This is a genomic window from Streptomyces sp. NPDC048671 (assembly GCF_055587045.1).
The window spans coordinates 220,240-242,581 of sequence record NZ_JBVJHB010000011.1; the positions used below are offsets into that span (position 1 = coordinate 220,240).

General features: G+C 70.1%; 17 protein-coding genes and 1 pseudogene. 9 read left to right on the top strand and 9 right to left on the bottom strand.

The annotated features are described in order from the left end of the window. Positions 1-5: 5 nt before the first annotated feature. The 3 genes from ACZ6S6_RS23750 to ACZ6S6_RS23760 form a co-directional block, all read right to left on the bottom strand. On the bottom strand, positions 6-965 hold the full coding sequence (locus ACZ6S6_RS23750; protein ID WP_362958986.1) for a carbohydrate ABC transporter permease: 960 nt from the start codon (positions 963-965) through the stop codon (positions 6-8). An 88-nt stretch (positions 966-1,053) separates the two neighbouring features. After that, the gene (locus ACZ6S6_RS23755; RefSeq protein ID WP_362958983.1) at positions 1,054-2,481 is read right to left on the bottom strand and encodes an extracellular solute-binding protein; all 1,428 of its coding nucleotides are present in this window, start codon (positions 2,479-2,481) and stop codon (positions 1,054-1,056) included. A gap of 330 nt (positions 2,482-2,811) precedes the next feature. Next, positions 2,812-7,101, bottom strand: coding sequence for a discoidin domain-containing protein (locus ACZ6S6_RS23760; protein ID WP_469706849.1), 4,290 nt, complete (start codon positions 7,099-7,101; stop codon positions 2,812-2,814). A gap of 390 nt (positions 7,102-7,491) precedes the next feature. On the opposite strand from ACZ6S6_RS23760, the gene ACZ6S6_RS23765 reads away from it, so the two are divergent. From ACZ6S6_RS23765 to ACZ6S6_RS23775, 3 genes are read left to right on the top strand one after another with little or no spacing between them, the layout of a single operon-like run. Further along, entirely contained in the window at positions 7,492-7,938 is a 447-nt protein-coding gene (locus tag ACZ6S6_RS23765) for a MarR family winged helix-turn-helix transcriptional regulator (RefSeq protein ID WP_362958980.1), read from the top strand. After that, positions 7,931-9,361: an MFS transporter gene (locus ACZ6S6_RS23770; protein ID WP_362958976.1), complete on the top strand. Its 1,431-nt coding sequence runs from the start codon at positions 7,931-7,933 to the stop codon at positions 9,359-9,361. The genes ACZ6S6_RS23765 and ACZ6S6_RS23770 overlap by 8 nt, the downstream gene beginning before the upstream one ends. Continuing rightward, the gene (locus ACZ6S6_RS23775; protein ID WP_469706850.1) at positions 9,342-9,791 is read left to right on the top strand and encodes a cysteine hydrolase family protein; all 450 of its coding nucleotides are present in this window, start codon (positions 9,342-9,344) and stop codon (positions 9,789-9,791) included. Before ACZ6S6_RS23770 ends, ACZ6S6_RS23775 begins: the two co-directional genes overlap by 20 nt. 14 nt (positions 9,792-9,805) lie before the next feature. On the opposite strand, the gene ACZ6S6_RS23780 is transcribed toward ACZ6S6_RS23775, so the two are convergent. After that, the gene (locus ACZ6S6_RS23780; RefSeq protein ID WP_469706851.1) at positions 9,806-10,300 is read right to left on the bottom strand and encodes a GNAT family N-acetyltransferase; all 495 of its coding nucleotides are present in this window, start codon (positions 10,298-10,300) and stop codon (positions 9,806-9,808) included. Between the two features lie 183 nt (positions 10,301-10,483). Between ACZ6S6_RS23780 and ACZ6S6_RS23785 the strand changes: the two genes are divergently transcribed. The 3 genes from ACZ6S6_RS23785 (at position 10,484) to ACZ6S6_RS23795 (ending at position 13,920) form a co-directional block, all read left to right on the top strand. Beyond that, complete coding sequence (locus ACZ6S6_RS23785; RefSeq protein ID WP_362958970.1) at positions 10,484-11,215, top strand: 4'-phosphopantetheinyl transferase family protein; 732 nt, start codon at positions 10,484-10,486, stop codon at positions 11,213-11,215. Positions 11,216-11,267: 52 nt separating this feature from the next. Then, complete coding sequence (gene pgm / locus ACZ6S6_RS23790; RefSeq protein ID WP_362958967.1) at positions 11,268-12,908, top strand: phosphoglucomutase (alpha-D-glucose-1,6-bisphosphate-dependent); 1,641 nt, start codon at positions 11,268-11,270, stop codon at positions 12,906-12,908. 367 nt (positions 12,909-13,275) lie between these two features. Then, positions 13,276-13,920: a PASTA domain-containing protein gene (locus tag ACZ6S6_RS23795; protein ID WP_362958964.1), complete on the top strand. Its 645-nt coding sequence runs from the start codon at positions 13,276-13,278 to the stop codon at positions 13,918-13,920. 70 nt (positions 13,921-13,990) lie between these two features. On the opposite strand, the pseudogene ACZ6S6_RS23800 reads toward ACZ6S6_RS23795, so the two are convergent. Continuing rightward, positions 13,991-14,335 (bottom strand): annotated as a pseudogene (locus ACZ6S6_RS23800) (rhamnogalacturonan lyase family protein); the annotation flags it as partial. Positions 14,336-14,442: 107 nt separating this feature from the next. On the opposite strand from ACZ6S6_RS23800, the gene ACZ6S6_RS23805 reads away from it, so the two are divergent. Then, positions 14,443-16,464 carry a SpoIIE family protein phosphatase gene (locus ACZ6S6_RS23805; protein WP_469706852.1) on the top strand — a complete coding sequence of 674 codons (2,022 nt, stop codon included), beginning with the start codon at positions 14,443-14,445 and terminating at the stop codon, positions 16,462-16,464. A gap of 143 nt (positions 16,465-16,607) precedes the next feature. On the opposite strand, the gene ACZ6S6_RS23810 is transcribed toward ACZ6S6_RS23805, so the two are convergent. From ACZ6S6_RS23810 to ACZ6S6_RS23820, 3 genes are all read right to left on the bottom strand, one after another. After that, positions 16,608-17,096 (bottom strand): lamin tail domain-containing protein, encoded by a 489-nt coding sequence (locus tag ACZ6S6_RS23810; protein ID WP_469706853.1) that lies wholly within the window; start codon positions 17,094-17,096, stop codon positions 16,608-16,610. Between the two features lie 472 nt (positions 17,097-17,568). Next, positions 17,569-18,204 (bottom strand): DUF6629 family protein, encoded by a 636-nt coding sequence (locus ACZ6S6_RS23815; RefSeq protein ID WP_469706854.1) that lies wholly within the window; start codon positions 18,202-18,204, stop codon positions 17,569-17,571. 148 nt (positions 18,205-18,352) lie between these two features. Then, positions 18,353-18,652 carry a DUF1876 domain-containing protein gene (locus ACZ6S6_RS23820; RefSeq protein ID WP_362958950.1) on the bottom strand — a complete coding sequence of 100 codons (300 nt, stop codon included), beginning with the start codon at positions 18,650-18,652 and terminating at the stop codon, positions 18,353-18,355. Between the two features lie 270 nt (positions 18,653-18,922). Here ACZ6S6_RS23820 and ACZ6S6_RS23825 point away from each other — a divergent pair, with 270 nt between their 5' ends. Next, positions 18,923-19,756 carry a PP2C family protein-serine/threonine phosphatase gene (locus ACZ6S6_RS23825; protein WP_362958947.1) on the top strand — a complete coding sequence of 278 codons (834 nt, stop codon included), beginning with the start codon at positions 18,923-18,925 and terminating at the stop codon, positions 19,754-19,756. A gap of 67 nt (positions 19,757-19,823) precedes the next feature. After that, positions 19,824-20,822: an MASE1 domain-containing protein gene (locus ACZ6S6_RS23830; RefSeq protein ID WP_362959140.1), complete on the top strand. Its 999-nt coding sequence runs from the start codon at positions 19,824-19,826 to the stop codon at positions 20,820-20,822. Positions 20,823-20,835: 13 nt separating this feature from the next. Here the strand turns inward: ACZ6S6_RS23830 and ACZ6S6_RS23835 are convergent, their stop codons facing one another. Then, on the bottom strand, positions 20,836-22,095 hold the full coding sequence (locus ACZ6S6_RS23835; RefSeq protein WP_469706855.1) for an FAD-binding protein: 1,260 nt from the start codon (positions 22,093-22,095) through the stop codon (positions 20,836-20,838). Positions 22,096-22,342: the final 247 nt, after the last annotated feature.

Here is a 22,342-nt window from a genome sequence, read left to right on the forward strand (position 1 = left end):
CCGTCCTAGTCTTCGCTGCTGCGGCTCAGTCGTACGTACACCGCGGAGACTCCCGCGAGGACGACGAGCAGGACGAGGCCGAGTGCCGCCGCGCTGCCGTAGTTGTTGAAGTTGAAGGCGTATTGGTAGATGAGGTAGACGACGGTGGTGGTGGAGCCCTCGGGGCCGGCGCCGTTGGTGAGCAGGAAGGGCTCGGTGAAGACCTGCATCGTCGCGATGATCTGCATCAGCAGGAGCAGCGAGAGGATGAGCCGGGTCTGCGGGATGGTGACGTGCCAGACCTTGCGCAGCAGTCCGGCGCCGTCCAGTTCCGCCGCCTCGTACAGCTCACCGGGAATCCCCTGGAGTGCGGCCAGGTAGATCAGCGTCGCGCCGCCCATGTTCATCCAGGTCGCCGCGATGACAACCGAGAGCATGGCGGTGTCGGTGTCCTGGAGCCATTGCTGTGCGGGCAGATGGAAGATTTCCAGGATGCGGTTGAAGAGTCCGTAGCCGGGGTCGTAGAAGTACTTGAAGAGCAGTACGGAGGCGACCGGCGGCAGCATCACCGGGAGATAGACCAGCAGTCTCAGATATCCCTGTCCGTGCCGGAACTCGTTGAGCACGACGGCGACGACGAACGGGACGGCGAAGCCGAACACCAGCGCGAGCACCGTGAACAGCAGGGTGTTGCGCCAGGCCTGCCAGAACGCCGGGTCGTTGACGACGTAGGACAGGTTGGACCAGCCGGCCCAGGTGGTCTTGCCGTTCTCGGTCTTCTGGAAGGCCAGGATGAATTCCCGGACCATCGGATACCAGGAGAAGAACGAGAAGCAGAGCACCGCTCCGATCAGGAAGCCGTGCGCTGAGATATTGCGGCGCAGGACACGCAGGAACTCGTCGCGGGCGGAGTTCGGGCGGGTGGGTCCTGCGGGTCCGCGGTGTGGCCTGGTCGCCTTGCCGCTGGACAGAGTAGGGGCCGACATGGTGTCTCCTCGGTGCCGGTGAACTGAAGCGCAGTCGGACGGGTCCGGATGCGGGGCCGGGTCCGCGTGACCCGGCCCCGCGCGTCCGTTACTGGTTCGCCAGGACCTGGTTGACCTGCTGCTCGGCGGTGGAGAGCAGCTTGCCGATGTCGGCGCCCTTGTTGGTCAGGACACCGGACATGGCGTTGTCGAGGATCTTGTAGATCTCCTGCGCCTTCGGCGGCTCGGCCTTGCCCTGGACGGGGTTGTCCATGAATGCCTTGAAGTTCTCGATGGGCATCGACGCGTTGGTGGTGCGTGACGCGTCGTCCTTGGCCTTGCTGTCACCCAGGAAGAAGTTCGGCTGCGGCAGCCCGACGGGCAGCTTGTCGGCCTTGGTGCGGGCCCAGTCGAACTGGCCCTTGCCCGGGGTGAGGTTCTTGAAGTTCAGCCAGGCGACAGCGGCCTTGATCTGGTCGGGCGAGCTGCCCTTCTTGATCATGTAGTTGTTGCCGCCGAAGAGGGTGCCCTTGGCGCCGGGGATCGGGCCCAGGCCGAAGGTCTCGTACTCGGCGCCGAGCTGCTGCACCATGTACGCGATGTCGTCGGGGGCGGCGAGGAACATGCCGAGCTTGTCGGTGGATATCTGCTTCTGCAGATCGCCCCACTTCAGCAGCTGGGTCTTGCCCATGCTGTCGTCCTCCCAGCGCATGTCGTGCAGCTGCTGGAGGACCTGCTTGCCGGAGGCGTCGTTGAAGGCCGCCTTCTTGCCGGAGGCGTCCACGACGTCCCCGCCGAGGCCGTACTGGGTGGCGGCGAAGTGCCAGCCGCCGTTGTTGCCGGCGCTGTACTCGCCGAAGCCGGCGATGCCCTTGCCCAGAGCCGCGATCTTCTTCGCCGCGGTGCGGACCTCGTCCCAGGTGGCGGGCGGGGTGTTCGGGTCGAGACCGGCCTGCGTGAACAGCTTCCGGTTGATCATCAGGCCCATGGTGTAGTTGCTGGTCGGCAGTGCGTAGAGCTTGCCGTCCTTGCGGGCCACATCGATGACCTGGGGCTGGATCTCCTTGAGCGCGGGCACCGACTTGTCGTTGACGTAGGCGGAGATGTCCGTGGCCCCGTCGTTGTCCAGCACCTGCTGAAGGTCGGTGAAGTACGCGTAGAAGACGTCCGGCTGCGACTTCCCCTTCAGCATGGCCGTGAAGCGGGGAGGCTCCAGGCACTGCCCGGGGGTGGACTTTCCGTTGATCGTGACGTTCGGGTACGTCTTGTTGAACGTCTTGATGTCCTCGTTCCACTCACGCAGCTCCGCGGCCTTGGCCGCCGGCGGCATGCAGTCGATCGAGATCGTCACCTTCGCCTTCGGATCGAGCGGGGCCGACGGGTCGGACGAACCCTTGGATCCACTGTCCTTGTCACCGTTGTCGCTGCTGCTGCTCGTGCCGCAGGAGGCGAGAGCGGTCAAGGCGAGTGCGGTGACGAGGGCGGCCGCTGATGCACGGCTTGTACGGCGTGTGCGGCTGAACCCAGCACTTCTCATCGATGGTCCCCTTCGGGCATGAGCATGGAAGGCCCTCGGCCGGCTCTCTGCCGGGGCGAGGCACACTCAACCAGCGCCAACATGTGAACGCAATATCTCGCGCAGTTTTCGTAAAAGTTTGACAGTGCGTTGCATGCCCTGTGTGATGCACGACAGAGGCGTGCCACCCGGCTCCAGAGAGCCGAGACAGCACGCCAGGGGTGGTTCCGCATGGTTCGTGACCGGTCGACAGTTCCGTTCCTGCAAACTTCGCACGTGCGGACGCAAGGAATTTGCGCACCCCGGAACGCCGTCCGGCGGACCGGACGGCGTCCCTGTGCGCAAGGGCCGCTACGGGTTGATGTTGATCTTCATGGTGGAGGTCGTGTTCTTCACGTCCTGCGCGTTGCCGCTGAGCTTGAGGCCGTTGAAGGTGACCTCACCGACGGCGGGCCCCTGGCCGGCCTCCGGCATCTCGTTGGCCCACAGCCCGAAGCCGGACTTGGCGTCGAAGGCGTCCCCGCTCTTGCGGGCGCCGGAGATCGAGATGTCGGTCAGTACGGTGTCCTTGATCGGGAACTGCGGCTGTCCTCCCACGTAGTTGGTCTGGAACATGATGCCGCTGTACGTCGGGTCGACGATGTCGACGTTGTTGATCCGGATGCCCTGGAACACCTTGGAGGCGGAGAACAGCCAGATCCCGGGGAAGGTCTGCGTCCCCCAGAAGTGGCCGCCCGAGCGGATGACCGACACGTTCTCGATCGTCGTCGGTTCGGTCCCGAATCCGTTCATCGGGTAGCCGAAGTCCAGCGAGCTCACCGTGATGCCCGAGTAGACCAGGGTGTCCGCGATCAGGATGTTGCGGAAGGTGTTGTCGTAGCCGCCGTAGACGGCGACACCCGCCGCGCGCCACGTCAGGATCGAGGTGAGGTTCTCGTACACGTTGTTCTTCATGTCCGAGCCGCCGGAGTCGATCGCCGAGAACAGGGCGAAGCTGTCGTCACCCGTGGCACGGGACTCGTTGTTGACGACGTGGTTGTCCGTCGAGCCGTTGGTCATGTTGATGCCGTCGGCGAACGTGTCACGGATGCGGGAGTTCTTGATGGTGACGTTGTCGGTGTTCGCTCCCCAGTAGAGGCACACCGTGTGCTCGTTCCAGACGTTGTCGATGGTGATGTCCGAGACGTTGGAGAAGTCGAACACCTTGCCGGGTCCGTCGATGCGTGAGGTGTAGTTCCCGAAGTACGCGAAGTTCGCGAACGACGATCCGTTCGCACTGGCCTCGGCACGGAATCCGTTGTCGGTGTTCTCCTGGGACGCGGGTGCGTGGAACCTGGTGTACCAGGGACCGGCGCCGACGACCTTCACGGCCTTTCCGTAGACCTGGAACTTGCTCGCGGTGTCGTAGTCACCGGCCGGCAGGTAGACGCCGACCAGCTTGCCCGTGGTGTCCATCCGCACCTTGTCCAGGGCGTTCTGGACGTCCTGGTGGGTGAATCCGGCGGGCACGGTGTAGGCGGCCGGGTCCGGGTTGGCGATCTGGGACGCCTGCTCCAGGCTGACGAAGTCGATCGCGTAGGTGGAGGTGTTCGCGGTGTCCTTCTGCAGCCGGATCTTGCTGCCCGCCGGGACGGTCTTGCCCAGCATCACGTTCGCCTCGTCGTAGATGTGCCGCGGCGAACCCGAGCCCGGGGAGTTTCCGGGTCCGGTCTCGGCGCCGTACAGCCAGGCGTACTTCGAGGTGAGGTCGACCGCCTTGAGGAAGGTGCCGTCCACGTAGAGGTTCAGCGTGGAGTCGATGCCTCCGCCGCCCGCGGAGTCGGGGATGGAGAACCGGGTCACCAGGGTGTTGGTGCTCGCCCTGGTGGTGAACTCCACGTAGTTGCCGGTGCTGTTGAGGGTCACGGCCTTGCGGCCGGAAGCCTCGCCCGCGATGTCGCCGACGGTCCGGTTCGGGCCGACGACCTGGGCGCCGCCGCCGGTGACGCCGTCCTCGGCCTCGTACATGTCGTACGGCATGTCGGCGCCGCGGCCGACGAAGAGCGAGCTGGTGGAGGTGTTGTTCTCGCGCTTCACCGGGAGTTCGTTGGCGTCGTCCGCGATCACCGTCTTCACGGTGTACGAGCCGTTGGCCGCCGTCCAGCTGCCCAGGTTCACCGGGGCGCTGGTGGCGCCCGCGGCGATGGCCCCGGTGTAGGTGCCGGTGAGGGTCTTCACCGTGGCGCCCTTGGAGTCGAGCAGGTTCAGCGTGATGGCGTGGCCGCCCGCAGCGGACGCCACCGTGCCCTGGTTCTTGATGGCGACGGAGAAGGTGACGTTCTGCCCGTTGGACGGGGCGGACGGGGAGGTGCTGACCCCGGTCGCCACCAGGTCCGAGCTGGCGACCGGCTTGACGACCAGGGCGGTGGTGCTGGTGTAGGTGTTGTCGGTCTCGTTCTGCTCGATGACCTCGTTCGCCGGGTCGGCGACGGCACTGAGTTCGTAGCTGCCCGCGTCACGCGGTCCGATCTCCGCACTGACCTGGGTGGAGGCCCCGGCGGCCAGCGCGCCCACGGACGCGGTGGCGACCTTGGAACCGCCGAGCCGGAATTCGAGCTTGCTCGCCGGCGCCGCGACCGAACCGCTGTTGCGCACCGTCGCGGTCAGCGTGATCGGGTCCGACTCGACGGGCGCGGCGGGAGCCGCGGTCACCGAGCTGACCTGGAGGTTCGGGTTGGGTGCCGGAGCGCCCAGGACCTGGAACTCCGCGACCTGACCGGCGCTGGAGCCGGTGTTGGAGTTGAACTTGAGCTGGACGTCGGCGACCCGGCCGCTGACCGGAATGGTCACCGCGTTGCCGCCGGCCGGGCTGAACGCGTAGTCCTTGGCCGCGACCAGACTGGTGAAGGCCGAGGCGCTCTGCTCACGTCCGAGCACCTGGATGTTCTGGGTCCTGGCCCCCCAGCTGCTGTCCGGGTTGAGCTTGACGACGACGCTGTCGGTCTCGGCGTTGGCGCCCAGCTTGACCGTCAGGGTGTTCGGGTAGCTGCCCCCGGCACCCTCCCAGTAGGTGGTCAGGCTGTTGTCGTTGGCGTTCTCCGCGACGAACGTGTGGACCACGGACGAGGCGGTGATGGGCTTGCCGATCGCGAGGTTGGAGGCCGCGCTCGTGCTGCCGTTGCGGGTGACGGTGTTGCTGTCGCCCGACACATTGCCCGCCGCGTCCTTGGCGCGGACGGTGTAGGAGACCGTGGTGGCGGCGGACTGGGTGTCGGTGTAGGTGGTGACATCGCCCGCGACGCTCTTGCGCAGCACGTTGTTGGCGTAGATGTCGTACCCGGTGACGCCCTTGTTGTCGGTGGAGGCCTGCCAGACCAGCTTGATCTGCCCGGCGGACGGCTCGGTGAAGCTCAGGTTGCCCGGTGCGGTAGGCGCCTGGGTGTCACCCGAATCCCCGGTACGGGTCACGGTGTTGCTGTTCGCCGAGACGTTGCCCGCCGCGTCCTTGGCGCGCACGTAGTACGACACGGTGGCGCCGGCCGGACGGGTGTCGGTGAACGTGGTGACGTTGCCGGCCACGCTGGTGAGCAGCGTGTTGTCGGCGTAGATGTCGTAGCCGGTGACGGCGGTGTCGTCCGTCGACGCCTTCCAGGTCAGCTTGATCTGCCCGGTGGCCGGTTCGGTGTACGCCAGTTGTGCCGGCGCGGTCGGCGCCTGGGTGTCACCGGACTCGGGGCCGTAGATCTCCAGCTCGGAGACCTGGGCGCCCGGCTGGACGGAGTTGGCGGAGACGAGGACGCGTACGTAGCGCGTGGTCGTGGCGTCGAAGGTGATCGTCGCCGACTCGCCGGCCGTCGGGCTGAAGGTGTACGCCTTGGACTGCGTCAGGTCGGTGAAGTCCGAGCCGTTGGCGCTGCCCTGGATCTTCAGCGTCTGGCTGCGGGACTCCCAGCCGTCCGGCAGGCGCAGCACCACCCGGTCCACCCGTACCGATGACCCGAGATCCGCCTGGAGCCACTGCGGCAGGTCGCCGTTGCGGCTCTCCCAGTAGCTGGCCGGGTTGCCGTCGTTGGCCTGGGCGGCGGTGTACGTCTGGGTGTAGCTGCTGGCCGTCAGCGTACGGCCGGCGGCCAGGTTCACCGACGACTCGGCCGCCGCGCGGACCTCCAGCTCGGCGAGCTGGCCGTTCTTCGCGACGGTGTTCGCGGTGATGCTCGCCCGTACGAACCGGGCCTGGGTGGCCGGGAAACCGATGGTCACCTTGTTGGAGCTGCCCGGTGCGAACGTGTAGGCGGCCGAGGTCTTCAGCGTCGAGAAGCTGGTGCCGTCGGCGCTGCCCTGAAGTGACAGGGTCTGCCGGCGGCTCTTCCAGTCGGCGGGAAGCTTCAGGGTGACCTGGTCGATGCGGGTGACCTTGCCCAGGTCGCTCTGCACCCACTGGGGCAGGGCGCTGCTCGCCCCCTCCCAGTACGTCGACTGGTCACCGTCGGCGATGTTCCCCGCGGCTTTCCCGCTGCCGGCGCTGCTCGCGGCCGTCTTCTGGTCGGCGGCGATGTTCGGGCCGCCGGCCGCCGAGGCGTTGAGTGCCGGCCAGCCGATCATCAGCAGGCTGGTGGTGACAGTGGCGGAAAGGACCCGCCATCTCCAGCGTTGCGGTCTCATATGTCCCCGATCTTCGGCCTCGGCGCAGGGCGCGTCGAAGGCGCGGCTCTTTCTGCGTACCTGCTGGGGCATGATTTCCTGCACCCACAGGATGGACTTTTGCGTATTGCAGTCAGAGAGTTGCAGAGAATTGACGGGGAGTCCACTGTCCCGGCAGAACCTGAAACGTAAACGGACTCCCCCGCACCGCCTCAACTGCCGTGACAAATAAGGCAATAGATGGCGCATCGACGAGATCGCAAACGGCCTGCAATTTACGCAAAAGATTTGCGTAAAAGTGAAAGGCGCTGAAAGGTGCCAGCTCGGACGGGGAGAAGGGGCCGGGAGGAGCGGCTCAATCTATACAGGTGAAACTGTACAACTCAGGCTGTGCGTTCTACGGTGGAGCGCATGAACGAGAGCCCGCGCACGTCACCCTCAGCGGTTCAGGCCTCGCGAGAGGTCCGTACGGTCATCGGCCGACTGCGCCGCCGCATCCTGAACGCCGCCGAAGCCGAGGACATCACCTTCGGGCAGGAGTCCGTGCTGACGCGTCTGTCCGGCAAGCCCGGCGTCACGGCCAGTCAGCTCGCCTCGGCCGAGGGCGTGCGCCACCAGTCGATGACGGCGACGGTCGCATCGCTGACCGCCCTGGGGCTCGTGGAACGACGGCCGGACCCCGCTGACGGGCGCCGTCTGCTGATCGCGCTGACAGAGGAGGGGCGCCGGCGGGTGGCGGAGGGACGGCAGGCCCGGCAGGAATGGCTCGCCGGTGAGTTCCAGGAGAAGTGCACGGAGGAGGAACGGCGGGCCGTGATCGCCGCCATGGCCGTACTGGAGCGCCTCACTCATGACTGACCGCACAACAGCGAGTCGGGGCGGGACGGCGACGGCGGGCTTCGACCGGCGGCTGCTGCCGCCGATGGTGCTGGGCTCGGTCCTGAACCCGATCAACTCGACGATCATCGCCGTCACACTCATACCCATCGGCGACGCGCTGGGCGCGCCGCCCTCCCGGACCGCGTGGCTGGTCTCGGCCCTCTACCTGGCCACCGCGCTAGGGCAGCCCGTCATGGGCCGGCTCATCGACATCTTCGGGCCGCGCAGGCTCTTCCTCGTCAGCACGAGCCTGGTCGGGGTCGCCGGTGTCGTCGGCACCCTGGCGCCGAACCTGGGGGTGCTGATCGCCTCTCGCGTCCTGCTCGGGTTCGGCACCTGCGCCGGGTATCCCGCCGCGATGGCGCTGGTGCGCAGCGAGGCCGAGCGCACCGGGCAGGACAGCCCCGGTGGGGTGCTGACCGCCCTGGCCGTCGCCAACCAGACCATCGCGGTGCTCGGCCCGCTGCTGGGCGGTCTGCTGATCGGGCTGGGCGGCTGGCGCAGCACCTTCGCGCTGAACGTGCCGCTCGCCGCCGTGGCCGTGCTGCTCGGGCTGCTCCGGCTCCCCAAGGAGGCCGGCACCGGGGAGTCCCCGCAGCGTGGGCGCCTCGCCGCCCAGCTCGACCTGCCCGGGATGGCACTGTTCGCCGCGATGCTCGTCTCCCTGCTGCTGTTCCTGATGAACCTGCATCTGCGCGACTGGTACCTGCTGGTGATCACCGCCGCCGCGAGCGCCGCTTTCGCGGCGCGGGAGCTACGGGCCCCCACCCCGTTCATCAACCTGCGGGTGCTGGGCGGCAACACGCCGCTGCTGGCCACCTACGGGCGCGCGCTGGTCGCCTACATCGTCTCCTACGCCTTCCTCTACGGGTTCACCCAGTGGACGGAGGAGGGCTTCGGGCTCTCGCCCTTCCACGCCGGGCTGGTGCAGATCCCCATGTTCCTGGTGGCCATCGGTGTCTCGATCGTCACGGGGCGGCGCAAGGGTGTGCGCGGCAAACTGATCGTCGGCGGGCTCGGCCAGATCGCCGCCTGTGCGGTGATGCTGACGCTCACCGGGGACAGCCCCGTGTGGACGCTGGTCCTCGTCGCCCTGATATTCGGCATCCCGCAGGGGCTGAACAGCCTGGCCCTGCAGAACTCGGTCTACTTCCAGGCCGATCCCGAGCGCACCGCGTCCTCGGCCGGGCTGCTGCGCACCTTCGCCTACGTCGGCTCGATGGTCGCCTCCTCCAGCGCGGCCGCCTCCTTCGGTCAGCGCGCGGACACCGGCGGCATGCACCACCTCGTCTGGTTCATGCTCGGCGCGGGCGTGCTCTACCTGCTGCTGACCGTCTTCGACCGCACGCTCGGCCGCGCGACGGAACGGGACGCCTCGGCCGATGCGCCGCAAGCCGCGTAGCCCACCCGGGACTTCGCCCGGCGAGCACGCCCGACGCCCGACGCCCGACGCCCGCTCCGGCTCGCTGCCGCCCCACCTCTTCACCGCCGACGACCCTGGCGCCGCCATCCACCCCGACGCCGCCCCGGCGGAGGGCGAGATCGTCGTCCACAAGAACCGCGTCAGCGCCTTCGCCGGGAACAGCCTCCAGCAGATCCTGGCCGCCCAGGACATCGGTCATCTCGTCCTGGCCGGCATCTCCACGGGCGGCATCGCCCTGTCGACCGCGCTTCAGGCGGCCGACCTCGACTACCGGGTCACCGTCCTGTCCGACGCCTGCGCCGACCCCAGCCCCGCGCTGCACCACACGCTCGTGAACGACCTCCTCGCCCGCCGCTGCGAGGTCGCCACCGCCGCGGAATGGGCCCTCACCCTCGACACCGCCTCATAGGCGTTCGCGACACCTCACCCGGACGGGGCCCAGCGGTATCTGACGTCCGGCTCCCCCTCCTCGTTGCGGCTGCCGTCGTTGAACCCGACCGCGGTGAAGCCGTGCCGCTCGTAGAAGGCGCGGGCACCGGCATTGCGCTGGAAGGCATAGAGGGCGAGCCCCCCGGGACTGTGCTCCCTGGCCTTCGCCAGCAGCAGGGTCCCGATGCCCCGGCGTTGTGCACCGGGGCTGAGATAGAGCTGTTCGAGCTCCTCGCCGTCGACCGAGACGAAGCCGACGATCTCAGCCCCGCCTCCCTCCTCGTGGAGTTCGGCCACCCAGACATCCGTGTCGGGCAGCACGACGTGGGTCATCCAGCCGAGCGTGGCCTCGTCGCTGTGCACTCTGGGCAGGTACGGCATGGCGGCGGCCCGGGAGGCGAGGAGGAGCCGGGTGAGGGGGCCCGCATCGTCGGCGCGGGCGTCCCGCAGCCGTACGGTGCCGAGTTGCGGGCGGTTGTCCGAAGCCATCCGGTGTCTCCTGTTCGAAGGACGGTGGCCGAAAAGCCCGCCGCACCTCATGCGCCACGGTGACCTGTCCACCTGTGATCGAACGTACGTCTCCACCGGCCCGGATCTCCATAGAATATGAGCGACCGCTCCGCCGTTGACGACCGCTCACGGCAACCGCTCCGGCCGAGGGAAGACGTAACGGTGTACCAGCCCGACGAGTTCGCACTCACCGAGACCGGCTACCGGGGCCCACCGCCCTCCTGGGCCCCCGGCAGCCCCGCGCTGTGGATCGTGGACGCGCAGCGGGAGGGCGAGCGGGCGCAGCGGCTCGCCCCGGGGATCCTCGACGCGGAGGAGCTCGGGCGGGCCGGGAGTCTGGTCGTCGAGGCCGACCGCCTCTGCTTCGTCGCCTCGCACGTGGCGCTGCGGATGCTGCTGGGGGCCCGGCTGGGCATCGCCCCCGGCGCCGTGCGCCTGACGCGGGAACCGTGCCCGTCCTGCGGCAAGCCGCACGGCCGTCCCGCGACCGGTGGCGGTGTGCACTTCTCCCTCTCGCACACCCGGGGCGTCGCGCTGCTGGCGTTCGCGGACGAGCCGGTGGGGGTGGACGTGGAGCGCACCCCCAAGGCCAGGACCGTGTCGGAGATCGGGGACCAGCTGCATCCGGCGGAGCGCCGGGAACTGGCGGAGCTGCCCGAGGTACAGCGGCCGGCCGCGTTCCTGCGGGCCTGGACCCGCAAGGAGGCGTACCTGAAGGGCAAGGGGATCGGCCTGGCCGGCGGCCTCGCGCACGACCACATGGGCACCGGCCCCCGTCCGCAGCCGGGCCCGCCGGGCTGGACCGTCACCGATGTCGCGGTCCCCGCCGGATACGCGGCGGCGGTCGCCGTCCGCACGGCGGGGCGGCCGCCCGCCCACGACGGCGACCGGTGAAAATGACCCGGCGGGCAGATCGCAACGACCGACCGATACGGAGGAGTGGCAGATGCCGCACACACGAGCCGGACAGCAGGCGCGCCCCGAGGACCTGACCGATGTGGCACGGCTGGTGACGGCGTACTACACGCTGCACCCCGATCCGGCCGAGGCCGGGCAGCGCGTGGCGTTCGGCACCTCGGGGCACCGGGGGTCATCCACGGCCACCGCGTTCAACGAGGACCACATCGCCGCGACGAGCCAGGCCATCAGCGAGTACCGGGCCCGGCAGGGCACGGACGGGCCGCTCTTCCTCGGGGCCGACACCCACGCGCTGTCGGAGCCCGCGCGGGTCACCGCCCTCGAAGTGTTCGCGGCGAACGACGTGGCCGTGCTCATCGACTCGGCCGACGGCTACACCCCGACGCCCGCGGTCTCGCACGCCGTCCTCACGTACAACCGCGGCCGTACGTCGCATCTCGCCGACGGTGTGGTGGTCACCCCGTCCCACAACCCGCCCGGCGACGGCGGGTTCAAGTACAACCCGCCGAACGGCGGTCCGGCCGGGTCCGGGGCGACCGGCTGGATCCAGGACCGGGCCAACGAGATCATCGCGGGCGGTCTCAAGGACGTGCGCCGGATGACCCGCGTCCGCGCGCTGGCGGCGGCGTCGACCGGAACGTACGACTTCCTGGGCAGCTACGTGGCGGACCTTCCCTCCGTGCTCGACCTCGACGCCGTGCGAGAGGCCGGCGTACGGATCGGCGCCGACCCGCTGGGCGGGGCGTCGGTCGCGTACTGGGGCCGCATCGCCGAACAGCACCGGCTCGACCTGACCGTGGTCAATCCGCTCACCGACCCCACCTGGCGGTTCATGACGCTGGACTGGGACGGCAAGATCCGGATGGACTGCTCGTCGCCGTACGCGATGGCCTCACTGATCGGCCGTCGCGACCGCTACGACATCGCCACCGGCAACGACGCCGACGCGGACCGGCACGGCATCGTCACCCCCGACGCGGGCCTGATGAACCCGAACCACTACCTCGCCGTCGCCATCGACTACCTGTACACGCACCGGGACCGGTGGCCCACCGGGGCGGGCGTCGGCAAGACGCTGGTGTCGTCCGGAATGATCGACCGGGTCGCCGCCGATATCGGCCGGGAACTGGTCGAGGTTCCGGTCGGGTTCAAGTGGTTCGTGGACGGCCTGGCCGACGGGTCGCTCGGGTTCGGCGGCGAGGAGTCGGCCGGGGCCTCCTTCCTGCGCCGGGACGGATCGGTCTGGACGACGGACAAGGACGGCATCCTTCTCGCGCTGCTCGCCTCCGAGATCCTCGCGGTGACGGGCGATTCGCCGTCCGAGCGCTACGCCGCGCTGACCTCGCGGTTCGGTGAGCCGGCGTACGCCAGGATCGACGCCCCGGCGGACCGCGAGCAGAAGGCGGTGCTGGCGCGGCTCTCCCCCGAGCAGGTCAGCGCCGACACCCTCGCCGGTGAACCGGTCACGGCCGTGCTCACCTCGGCGCCGGGCAACGGGGAGGCGATCGGCGGTATCAAGGTGACGACGGAGAACGCCTGGTTCGCCGCCCGGCCCTCGGGCACCGAGGACGTCTACAAGATCTACGCCGAGTCCTTCCTCGGCGCCGACCACCTGGGCCGGGTCCAGGAGGAGGCCAAGGCCGTCGTCTCGGCGGCCCTGGACGCCTGACGCGGTACGAGCGGAAGGGCCGCGTCCCCGGCGGACCGACGCCGGGGACGGGGCCCTTCCGCCCTGTCAGGGAGTCGACACCTTCGGCCGCTCACGTGCGGCACAGGCGTCGTCGCGGTCACCGGCCGAACGGTGGCCTGGTCGCCATGGAGATCTGCGACACGGTCGGGGATCTTGAACATGATCGATCCGTTCGTCTGGCCCCGCTCCGCTTGCAGAACAGGCGTGTTGGGCTGATGACGCCCCACCCTGCCGCCGACGGACACCACTACTCCCCCACCCTTTGATTACAACTCCATCACCACCGGAACATCATGCCCTCCTGCCGCATATCGCACCGCTACGGTCATGCCTCCACGAACCACCCTTGGGGGACAACTTGAACACCCGCGCACTTGCCGCCGCCCTCGGCTGTCTGGCCACCGTCACTCTGGTTGGCTGCGACCCGGACACTACGAGTCAGCCCGCCACTCCGGCGTCGACCGCTGCCGCTTCCACCCCTACGCCTGCGGCCGAGGATGACAAGCCCGTCGAACGCAAGACGGTCGCGAACTTCATCGGCATGGGCCTCCAGTCCGCGCAGGACAAGGCGCAGGCCGACGGGTTCTACCTCCTGAAGTCTCACGACAGTGCCGGCCGGGATCGGATGCAGGCGTTCGACCGTAACTGGAAGGTGTGCTCGCAGAACTACGCGGCCGGTAAGACGATCCCCGCGGACACGAAGCTCGACTTCGGGGCTGTGAAGCTCGATGAGAGCTGCCCGGCGAAGGACCAGAAGAAGCCGGAGGTCGAGGGCGGCAAGATGCCGAACCTGTCGGGCAAATCCGTGAAGGCTGCCCGTGGCGCACTCGACTCAGGTACGTCGATCACCGTGACCGATGCCGGCCAGGACCGCATGGTGCTGCTGGAGAGCAACTGGCAGGTGTGTACCCAGTCCCCGAGCCCGGGGACTTCCCTCAACGGCCGGCCGGTCGAGCTGACTGCGGTGAAGTACGAGGAGACCTGTCCGTAGGACGCCGAGGCCCCGCCGCCCGCCCGCTCGGGCTGCGGGGCTCAGATGACCGGCGCCATCGCGAAAGCGTCTAGGGAGTCGACACCTTCGGCCGCGGCGCCGTCGCCATCCCGGCGCCGATGTGGAAGCTCGGGTGCGGCGGCTGGTTGTACGCGGTGTTCTGCCAGGCCAGAGCCGTGCGGTAGGTGGTGTCGTGGAGCAGTGCGGTGATCTTCGTGCCGGTCTCGTACGGCGTGGAGTAGATCCGTAGCGCGGTGTTGTCGGTGGTCGGCCAGACCACTTCCTCGCGCCAGTCACCGAACAGGTCGCCCGAGATCGCGGGGGTGGCCTTGGTGCCGTTGTCGAAGGTCCAGCGCCGGGTGAAGGTGACCTCACCCGTTCGGCGCTGCTCGGTGGCGGGCGGGGCGGCGCGTACGCAGGCTGTCCCGAAAGCTGCCGATTCGCTGGGGTGGCGGAGCCCGATGGGGGTGCGACGTGTCGGACGCCGGTGGAGCGGTCCCAGGGACGACCACGGGCGATGTCATGGCGACGGCGCTCCTGGACGCCCTGTTCCACCAGTCCGCGGTGGGCCTGCACGTCCTGGACACGGAGCTGCGGGTCGAGCGCGTCAACACCCTGTCCGACGCGGTCGACGCCGAGCAGCTCGTGGGACTGCACTTCACCGAGGCGTACCGGCTCGATGACCCGGACGAGGCGGAACGGCTGCTGCACCAGGTGCTGGAGAGCGGCATGCCCGTGCTCGACCGGGTCATCCGGGGGCGGCTCGCCCAGGCGCCCGGTCCCAGCCACAGCCTGCGGGTCACCCTCCACCGGCTGGACGACCCCGGGGGGCGGCCCCTCGGGGTGCTGGCGGCGGTCATCGACGTCAACGAACGGGAGAAGGCGCGCGCACGGGAGGACTGCCTGACGGCCGTGCGCAGGGAGGTCGGCCACTCCCTCGATGTGGCGGCGACCTGCGAGGGCCTGGTCGCGGCGCTGGTGCCGCGGTTCGCCGGCTTCGCCGTGGTCGAGGTGGTGGACGAGGTCCTGCGTGGTTCGTCCCCTCCGCTCAGTCCGCTGGGACCCGATGTGCCGGTGCGCCGCGCGGCGCACCGGGGGCCCGGCGGCGACGGCATGGCCGGGGACATGCGGCGGCTGCCCGGCCGTACGCCGTTCGCGCTCGCCGTCACGGATCTGCGCCCCCGGCTGTCCGCGCTCGGCCCGGACACCCCGTGGCTGGCCGCGGATCCGGACAGCGCGCGGCTGGTCGAGGTGTCCGGGGCCCACTCCCTGATCGTGGTCCCGATGAAGCTTCACGGCGCCGTGCTCGGACTGGTGAGTCTCTACCGGTTCCGTGGTGTCGAGCCGTACGACGAGAACGACCTCGCCCTCGCCCTGACGGCGGCCGCCCATGCCGCGCTGAGCATCGAGAACGCGTGGCGCTACGAGCGCGACCACGTGATCGCGTCGACCGTCCAGCGCCGGCTGCTCCCCCAGCGCGAAGGGGCCCGGATCGCCGTCGAGACCGCGCATGTGCTGCTTCCGGGGCGCAACAGCGGCTGCTGGTTCGACACCATCGGGCTGTCCGGTGCGCGTACCGCGCTGATCATCGGCGATGTCGAGGGGCACGGGCTGCAGACGGCCATCACCATGGGGCAGCTGCGCACGGTCATCCATGCGCTGGCCGGCCTCGATCTGGAGCCGGACGAGCTGCTGTCCCGGCTCAACACGACGGCCGACCGGCTGGCGGAGGAGCGCAGGTCGCTGCCGCCCGGCGACTCGCTGCACAGTCAGCCCCTGACGGCGACCTGCATGTACGCGGTCTACGACCCGTTCACCGGGACCTGCACCGTGGCTCGGGCGGGGCATCCGGCGCCGGTCGTCGTCGCGCCCGACGGCAGCCCGGTCGTCCTCGACGTACCGAAGGGCCCGCCGCTCTTCTCCGGGGACAGCGCCCCCTTCGCCACGGCGACGATCGAGCTCGACGAAGGCAGTGTGCTGGCCTTCCTCACCGGTTCGCTGCTGCCGGACGCCGGGTCCGTGGCCAGGGTGCGGGACGCGCTCGCCCATCCGGACCGCCGCCTGCGGCAGCTGTGCGACGCCATCGTCTACAGCCTGCCCCCCGATGCCCGTCCCGACGGCGCCGCGCTGCTCCTCGCCAGGACCGGTGTGGTTCCGCCCGAACGGGTCGCGACCTGGGAACTGGCCCATGACCGGACCACGCCGGCCATCGCCCGTACGCTCGTCCGGGACCGGCTCGAAGGGTGGAACCTCGACGAGGAGACGATCGAGGCGACCGAGCTGATCGTGAGCGAGCTGATCACCAACGCGGTCCGCTACGGAACCCCGCCGCTGCACCTGCGCCTCCTGCTGGACCGCACCCTCACCTGCGAGGTCCACGACACCAGCCCGCTGGCGCCCCACCTGCGCCACGCGCGCACCGTGGACGAGGGCGGCCGCGGCCTGTTCATCGTGTCGCAGCTCGCCACGCACTGGGGCACCCGGTACCGCGCCGACGGCAAGGCCCTGTGGACCGAACAGGAGATCCCGGCCCCCGACGGCTGATCCTGACGGGCCCGGAAGCCGTCAAGTACACCGGTCCGGAGGGTTGTTGACACGGGTGCGGCGCACCGCGGCCGGGTGGGCCGTGGTGCGCCGCGGTCAGGAAGCCGGCAGCGGCCCCGGGTTCGGGGGGCGGCCGTCAGCGGTCAGCGGCGGCCCCCGTGGTGGCGGCCCCAGGACTTCGAGTCGACCTTGTGGCCTCGTGCGTCCTTGAGGGTCGCCGTGTCGCTGTTGTCCCAGACGTAGCGGCGGAGGTCCTGGTAGACATCGTGGCTGTTGTCGCGGCCGGCACCGGTGTGCACGCGCACCGAGGAGCGGCCGGCCAGACGGAGATCGAAGCGGTAGGTGCGGTGGCTCTCGTCACTCAGGGTCCAGCCGCGCAGGTTGACCGGTCCGCGGCCGGTGTTGGTGACGGTGACCCATTCACCGTTCAGGCTCCGGTTCGAGCCGTCGTCGCGGCCGGGGCTGTCGTACTGGATCTTGCCCAGGACGACGGCCGAGCGCGGGGCCGGCTTGCTGTGGCCCCGGCCGTGGTCGTGGCCGCGGCCGTCCGCGGTCGCCGGAAGAGCGGCGGCGGCCAGGAGTGCGCCGGAAGCGAGAACGGTGGCGGTGATCCGCCGTGCGGAACGGGACATGAAGACCCCTCGGATGCGGGCCCGGACTGTGCGGTCCGGGCGTTGTTCGGCCCCGGCGTGCTGCCGGGAAGGCACACTGTGGCCCCGTTGCCCGTTCCGTGGACACCGCCCTGATACGTGTTACGAAGTGCGGACATTTCCGTCACACACGGCTGTGGGCGCCATCCACCGAACCCTCCGGGTACCTGCCGATCCCTGTCCGCCGCATCCAGCCGTACGGCGCCGGGTTGACGGGGTCGGCGCCCCGGTGCCCCCGCCGGCGCGGGCCCGCGCGGACCCCTCGGATCCGGGCCCGGAGTCTGTAACAGCCGCCGCACCGCCGGACCTGAACACCCGTTCCGTTACCCCGGGAAAGGACGTACGGAGGTTCACTCGAACACCGGGCGAAGCGAGTGGCCGAGTGGCGGGGCGAGCAGTGGATCAAGGTTCGGGCCGTTGCGGGGGCCCCAGGCGCGGACGTGTCCCCCGCCCTTCATGGCGCGGCCGGTGCGGCCGCATCGGCGGGGCGCCTCCCGGACCAGCCGAGCAGGACCACCGAGCACACGGCGGCGAACGCGCACCAGGTCGAGACGAACTCCAGCCGCCACAGGGCGGCGCAGACCGCGGCCCCGGTCGCGGCCAGCGCCCCGAGACCCCGCAGCCACCGGTCGCCGGAGAGCAGCAGCGATCCGACGGTGGCCAGGAGGTAGCCCGCGACGACCAGCCCCGGACGCGGCAGGTCGAGCACATAGCCGAGGGTGTGCCCCCTGATGTGCGCGGTCACGGGCCGGACGGCCAGGCCGTAACCGAGAGCGGCGGACGTCGCGGCTCCGGCCGCCAGCGGCACCAGCAGCCGACGCCGGGCGTTCGGCGGCGCCGCGCACAGGACGCCCACCGGCACCCACAGCGCCAGCAGGGGCAGCGCGATGACGGCCCAGGCCACGGTCGCCGGGCCGGTGCCGCCGTCGGCGCGCCACACCGCGGACTCGATGATCTGGTGGGCGCCCAGCAGCAGCGGGAGCGCGGCGAGCGGCAGGTCCCGGGCCCGGCGCGTCCTGAGGACACAGGCCGCGCCGATCACCGCGACGGCGGTGCCGGCGACCAGATCGGCGTTCGCGCTCCAGCACATGACGCCACCCGGGGGTCTCTCGTTCGCGTGAACCGGTCTCCTCCCGGTCACGCTACGGCCCCTCCGGCGGGCACGAGCCGTGACACGGCTGGCGTGCGACGGCCCCTCCGGCGGGCACGGGCCATGACACGGCTGCCGTGCGGCAGGCTCAGGCCGTCGCGTCCGACCAGGCGTACGGCGGCGGCAGCGGCCCGTCCGCGGGCCCCGCGCCGGCCTCTCCGAGTTCGCGGTCGGCCACGCTCATCAGCTGGGCCGCCACATCGCGCATCGCGCGGCTCGCCGCGAGTTCGTCACCGATGGTGGGAACGTCCGGGTCCCGCGGACTACAGCGGGCGACCCCGTGACCGGTGAGTTTCGCCGTGCCGGTGTCGAGCACCGCCTCCGCCTTCGTCGCGCCGTCCTGCGCGGACAGATCGACGTGGACCGTCCACTCCAAGGTCCGGTTCATCGCACACCTCCCGGCCCGCGCCGGCCGCCATGCGACGCCGCCACACGGGCTCACTCCCAGCATCCACCCAACCGGGACGCTCCGCGCGTTCCGGCCGCCGGGGACGGCTCGGACTGCGCGGATCACCGCACCGAAATAGGATGAGGGAAGCCGCGTCCGGAGCAGCCGGCATGCGGCACGTACCGGATCGGAAGCTTTGACCTCCCGGATCGTCCCGCCACGACCGACCCTGTGGTGCGGCTCGCCACCACACGCACTGGGGAGCGGCCCATGAACCGGCGTCGTCCTCCCCGATCGGCCAGTGCCGAGGAACTGCTGACCACGCTCCAGCACCTCACCTCCCGGGCACGCCGCGAGGTGGAGCTGCATCAGGCGCGGGTGGAGCTCGCCGAGGCCCTTCAGCGGGAGATGCTCCCCTCGTCCCTGCCCGACCTGCCTGGTCTGCAGACCGCCGCCCGTTACACGCCCGCGCGCAGCGGTCTGGACATCGGGGGCGACTGGTACGACGGTTTCCGGCTCCCGGACGGTTCACTCGCCTTCGCCATCGGGGACGTACAGGGACACGACGTCGAGGCGGCCGCCTTCATGGGCCAGATCCGGATCGCGATGCGCGCCCTGGCCGTCACCGCGTCCGATCCGGGCGAAGTGGTGCGGCGGACCAATGACCTGCTGCTGTCCGTGGACTCCGGTCTGCTCGCCACCTGCACCTTCGTCCGGATGGACCCGCTCACCCGGGAGCTCCAGAGTGCCCGAGCGGGTCATGTCGCCGCGGTGTGGGCCACGGCGGACGGACAGTCGGGCACCACCGAGGACGAGGGCGGTCTGCCGCTCGGCATCCAGACCGGCGAGGAGTACCCGGTCACCACCCGGCGCCTCACGACGGCCGGGGCCTTCGTACTGCTCACCGACGGAGTGATCGAGGGGCCGTCCTACTCCATCGACGAGGGGCTGGACTCGGTGGTCCGCCTGGTGCGCTCCCGGGTCTGCGACGACGCGGACGAGCTGGCCGACGCGATCCTGGGAGCGGCTGAGCGTACCGGGCACGAGGACGACGCCGCGGTGCTCGTCCTGCGTCACGACGCGTTTCCCGCCGCCCCTGGATGACACCGCGATCCGGACCGGTGCGTGTCACGCAGCCACCTCCAGCCGGGGCCGGTGTCTGATGAGAACCGTGATCCGCAGCGAGGAGTACCGGCGCAGGGCGGTGGCACTCCTGCGCATCCTGGCAGTCGCCGCCGCCTACTACCTGGCCGGAGGCCTGGGGCTTCTGAGGCAGGTGACCGTGCACGGCGCGGTGGTCACACCGCTCTGGCCGCCGACCGGGATCGCCCTGGGGTGCCTGCTGATCCTGGGCCTGCGCATCTGGCCCGGGATCGCCATCGGCTCGCTGCTCGTCATCGCCACGCTCAGCGGCGAGGTGACGCCGTCGACGGCCGCCCTGGTGGCGGGCAACACGCTCGCACCCGTCTGCGCCTGCCTGATACTGCGCATGGCCGGCTTCCGCGCGGAGCTGGACCGGCTGCGCGACGGTGTCATGCTCGTCTTCCTGGGCGCGCTGGCCGGGATGGCCGTCAGCGCGACCGTCGGCAGCGCCATGCTGGCGGTGGACGGCAAACTGCCCGCGAGCGGTTTCGGGACGGTCTGGGTGGCGTGGTGGGCCGGGGACGCCATGGGAGTACTCGTGGTCACTCCGCTGGTGCTCGTCGTGCTGCGCAAGTTGCGGATGCCCCGGTTGAACGACCGGTGGATCGAGGCCAGTGCGCTGCTGATCGTCGCGGTGGCGGGTTCGCTGCTGGCCACCCGGGGTCCGCTGTCGATGCTCTATCTGGTGTTCCCGATCCTCATCTGGGCGGCGCTGCGGTTCCAGCTGGCGGGCAGCGCGCCGTGCGCCCTGCTGGTGTCGGTCCTCGCGGTGGTCGCGGGGACGGAGCAGGTGGGTCCGTTCGCCGGCCACGGCATGGTCGAGGTGATGATCAACCTCACGGTCCTCAACGGGGCCGTGGCACTGACCTCGCTGCTGCTGGCCGCCGTCGTCGCGGAGCAGCAGAACGTGCGCCGCCGGATCGAGCGCGCCTGCGAGGAACTGGCCGATGTGGTGGACCACCTCGCGCCGGGCAGGTCGGCTGCCGCCTGGCCGTCCAGGGCGAGGGACGAGCGCGAGGGCCGCTGACCCCGGCCGGGGATCACCCCGGGAAGTGCCGGTCCAGGAAGGCGTTGCGGAAGGTGCCGGCCGGGTCGTGGCGGGCCATCAGCTTCTCGAAGTCCGCGTACTCCCCGTACAGCGTGCGCAGGACGTCGGGAGTGGTGGTGAACACCTTGCCCCAGTGCGGCCGCGCGCCGAACGGCGCCAGCGCCTCCTCGATCTCCCGCAGGACCGGCGCCACCGCCGCGGTGTCCGGTATCCAGGTGAAGTGGAAGGCCACCGAGTCCCTGCCGGAGGCCGGGCTCAGCCACAGGTCGTCACCGGCGACGGTACGGATCTCGGAGATCTGCAGCAGCGGGGCGATCCGGTCCCGGAGCCTGCCCACCGCCTCGTAGGCAGCCGCGGCGTCCTGCCGTGCCACGAAGTACTCCGACTGCAGCTCGTCCCCGTTGCTGGGGGTGAACTCCAGCCGGAAGTGCGGCAGCCTCCGGTGCCAGGCTCCGGCGGCGCCCTGCTGCCGGGTGCAGTTACCGGCCGGCACACCTGCGATCGGATGGCGCGGACCGTCGGCGAGCCGTGCGCCCAGCCACTCGCCGGGAGCCTGCCGGACGCCCTCGCTCCCCACCCGCTGCTTGAGCCAGACCTGGCCGACCGGTCCGGGGCGCCAGTCGGTGAAGACGCTGACGCTGTACGCGGCCGACAGCACCTCGTCGAAACCGCCGGTCAGCCGGGACTCGGGAAGGTCCTCGTAGACCCACTGCTGGATGTCGAAGGCGGGGACCACGTCGAGCGTCAGCCGGGTCACCACACCCAGCGCGCCCATGGAGACGACCGCTCCGGGGAAGTCCGCGTCGCCGCGCCGCAGCGAGACGGTCCCGCCGTCCGCCGTGACCATGTCCAGTGCCCGGACGGCTCCCGCGAGCGACCGGTTCCCGACACCCGAACCATGGGTTCCGGTCGCGCAGGCGCCGGCCACCGAGATGTGCGGGAGCGAACCCAGGTTGTGCAGGGCGAAGCCGCCCTCGTTCAGCTCGCCGGCGAACTCGCCGAAGCGCAGCCCCGCGCTCACCGTCACCGCACCCGCCGCCGGGTCGATCTCGACCACGCGGGGCAGGCCGGCCACCGACACGAGGTCCCCCGCGGTGTCGGCGACGGCGTTGAAGGAGTGCCGGGTACCCAGGGCGCGCACCGCGCCGGAGGCTGCCACCGTCTCGCGCAGCTCGGCCTCCGAGCGGGGTACGCACAGTCGCCTCGCCCCGAACGTGACATTGCCGGCCCAGTTCTTCTCCGCGGGAGTCACCGTGCGTCCTCTTTCACTCGTGGCCGGGTGCAGTCTCCCGGCAGCGCATTCTCCCAGACGGCCCCGCGGAGCCGTCCGGCGAGCAGACAGCGCAGACCAACCGATCGACCACGTAAGGTAGTTGGCGGAACCGAGGTACATATCCGCACACCGGCCGATTCCGCTGCCGGCCAAATAGCGACACCCACGCACAGAACCTGTGATCCAGTACGGAACGGGACGAGTTCCGGCTCACACCGCATGTCTG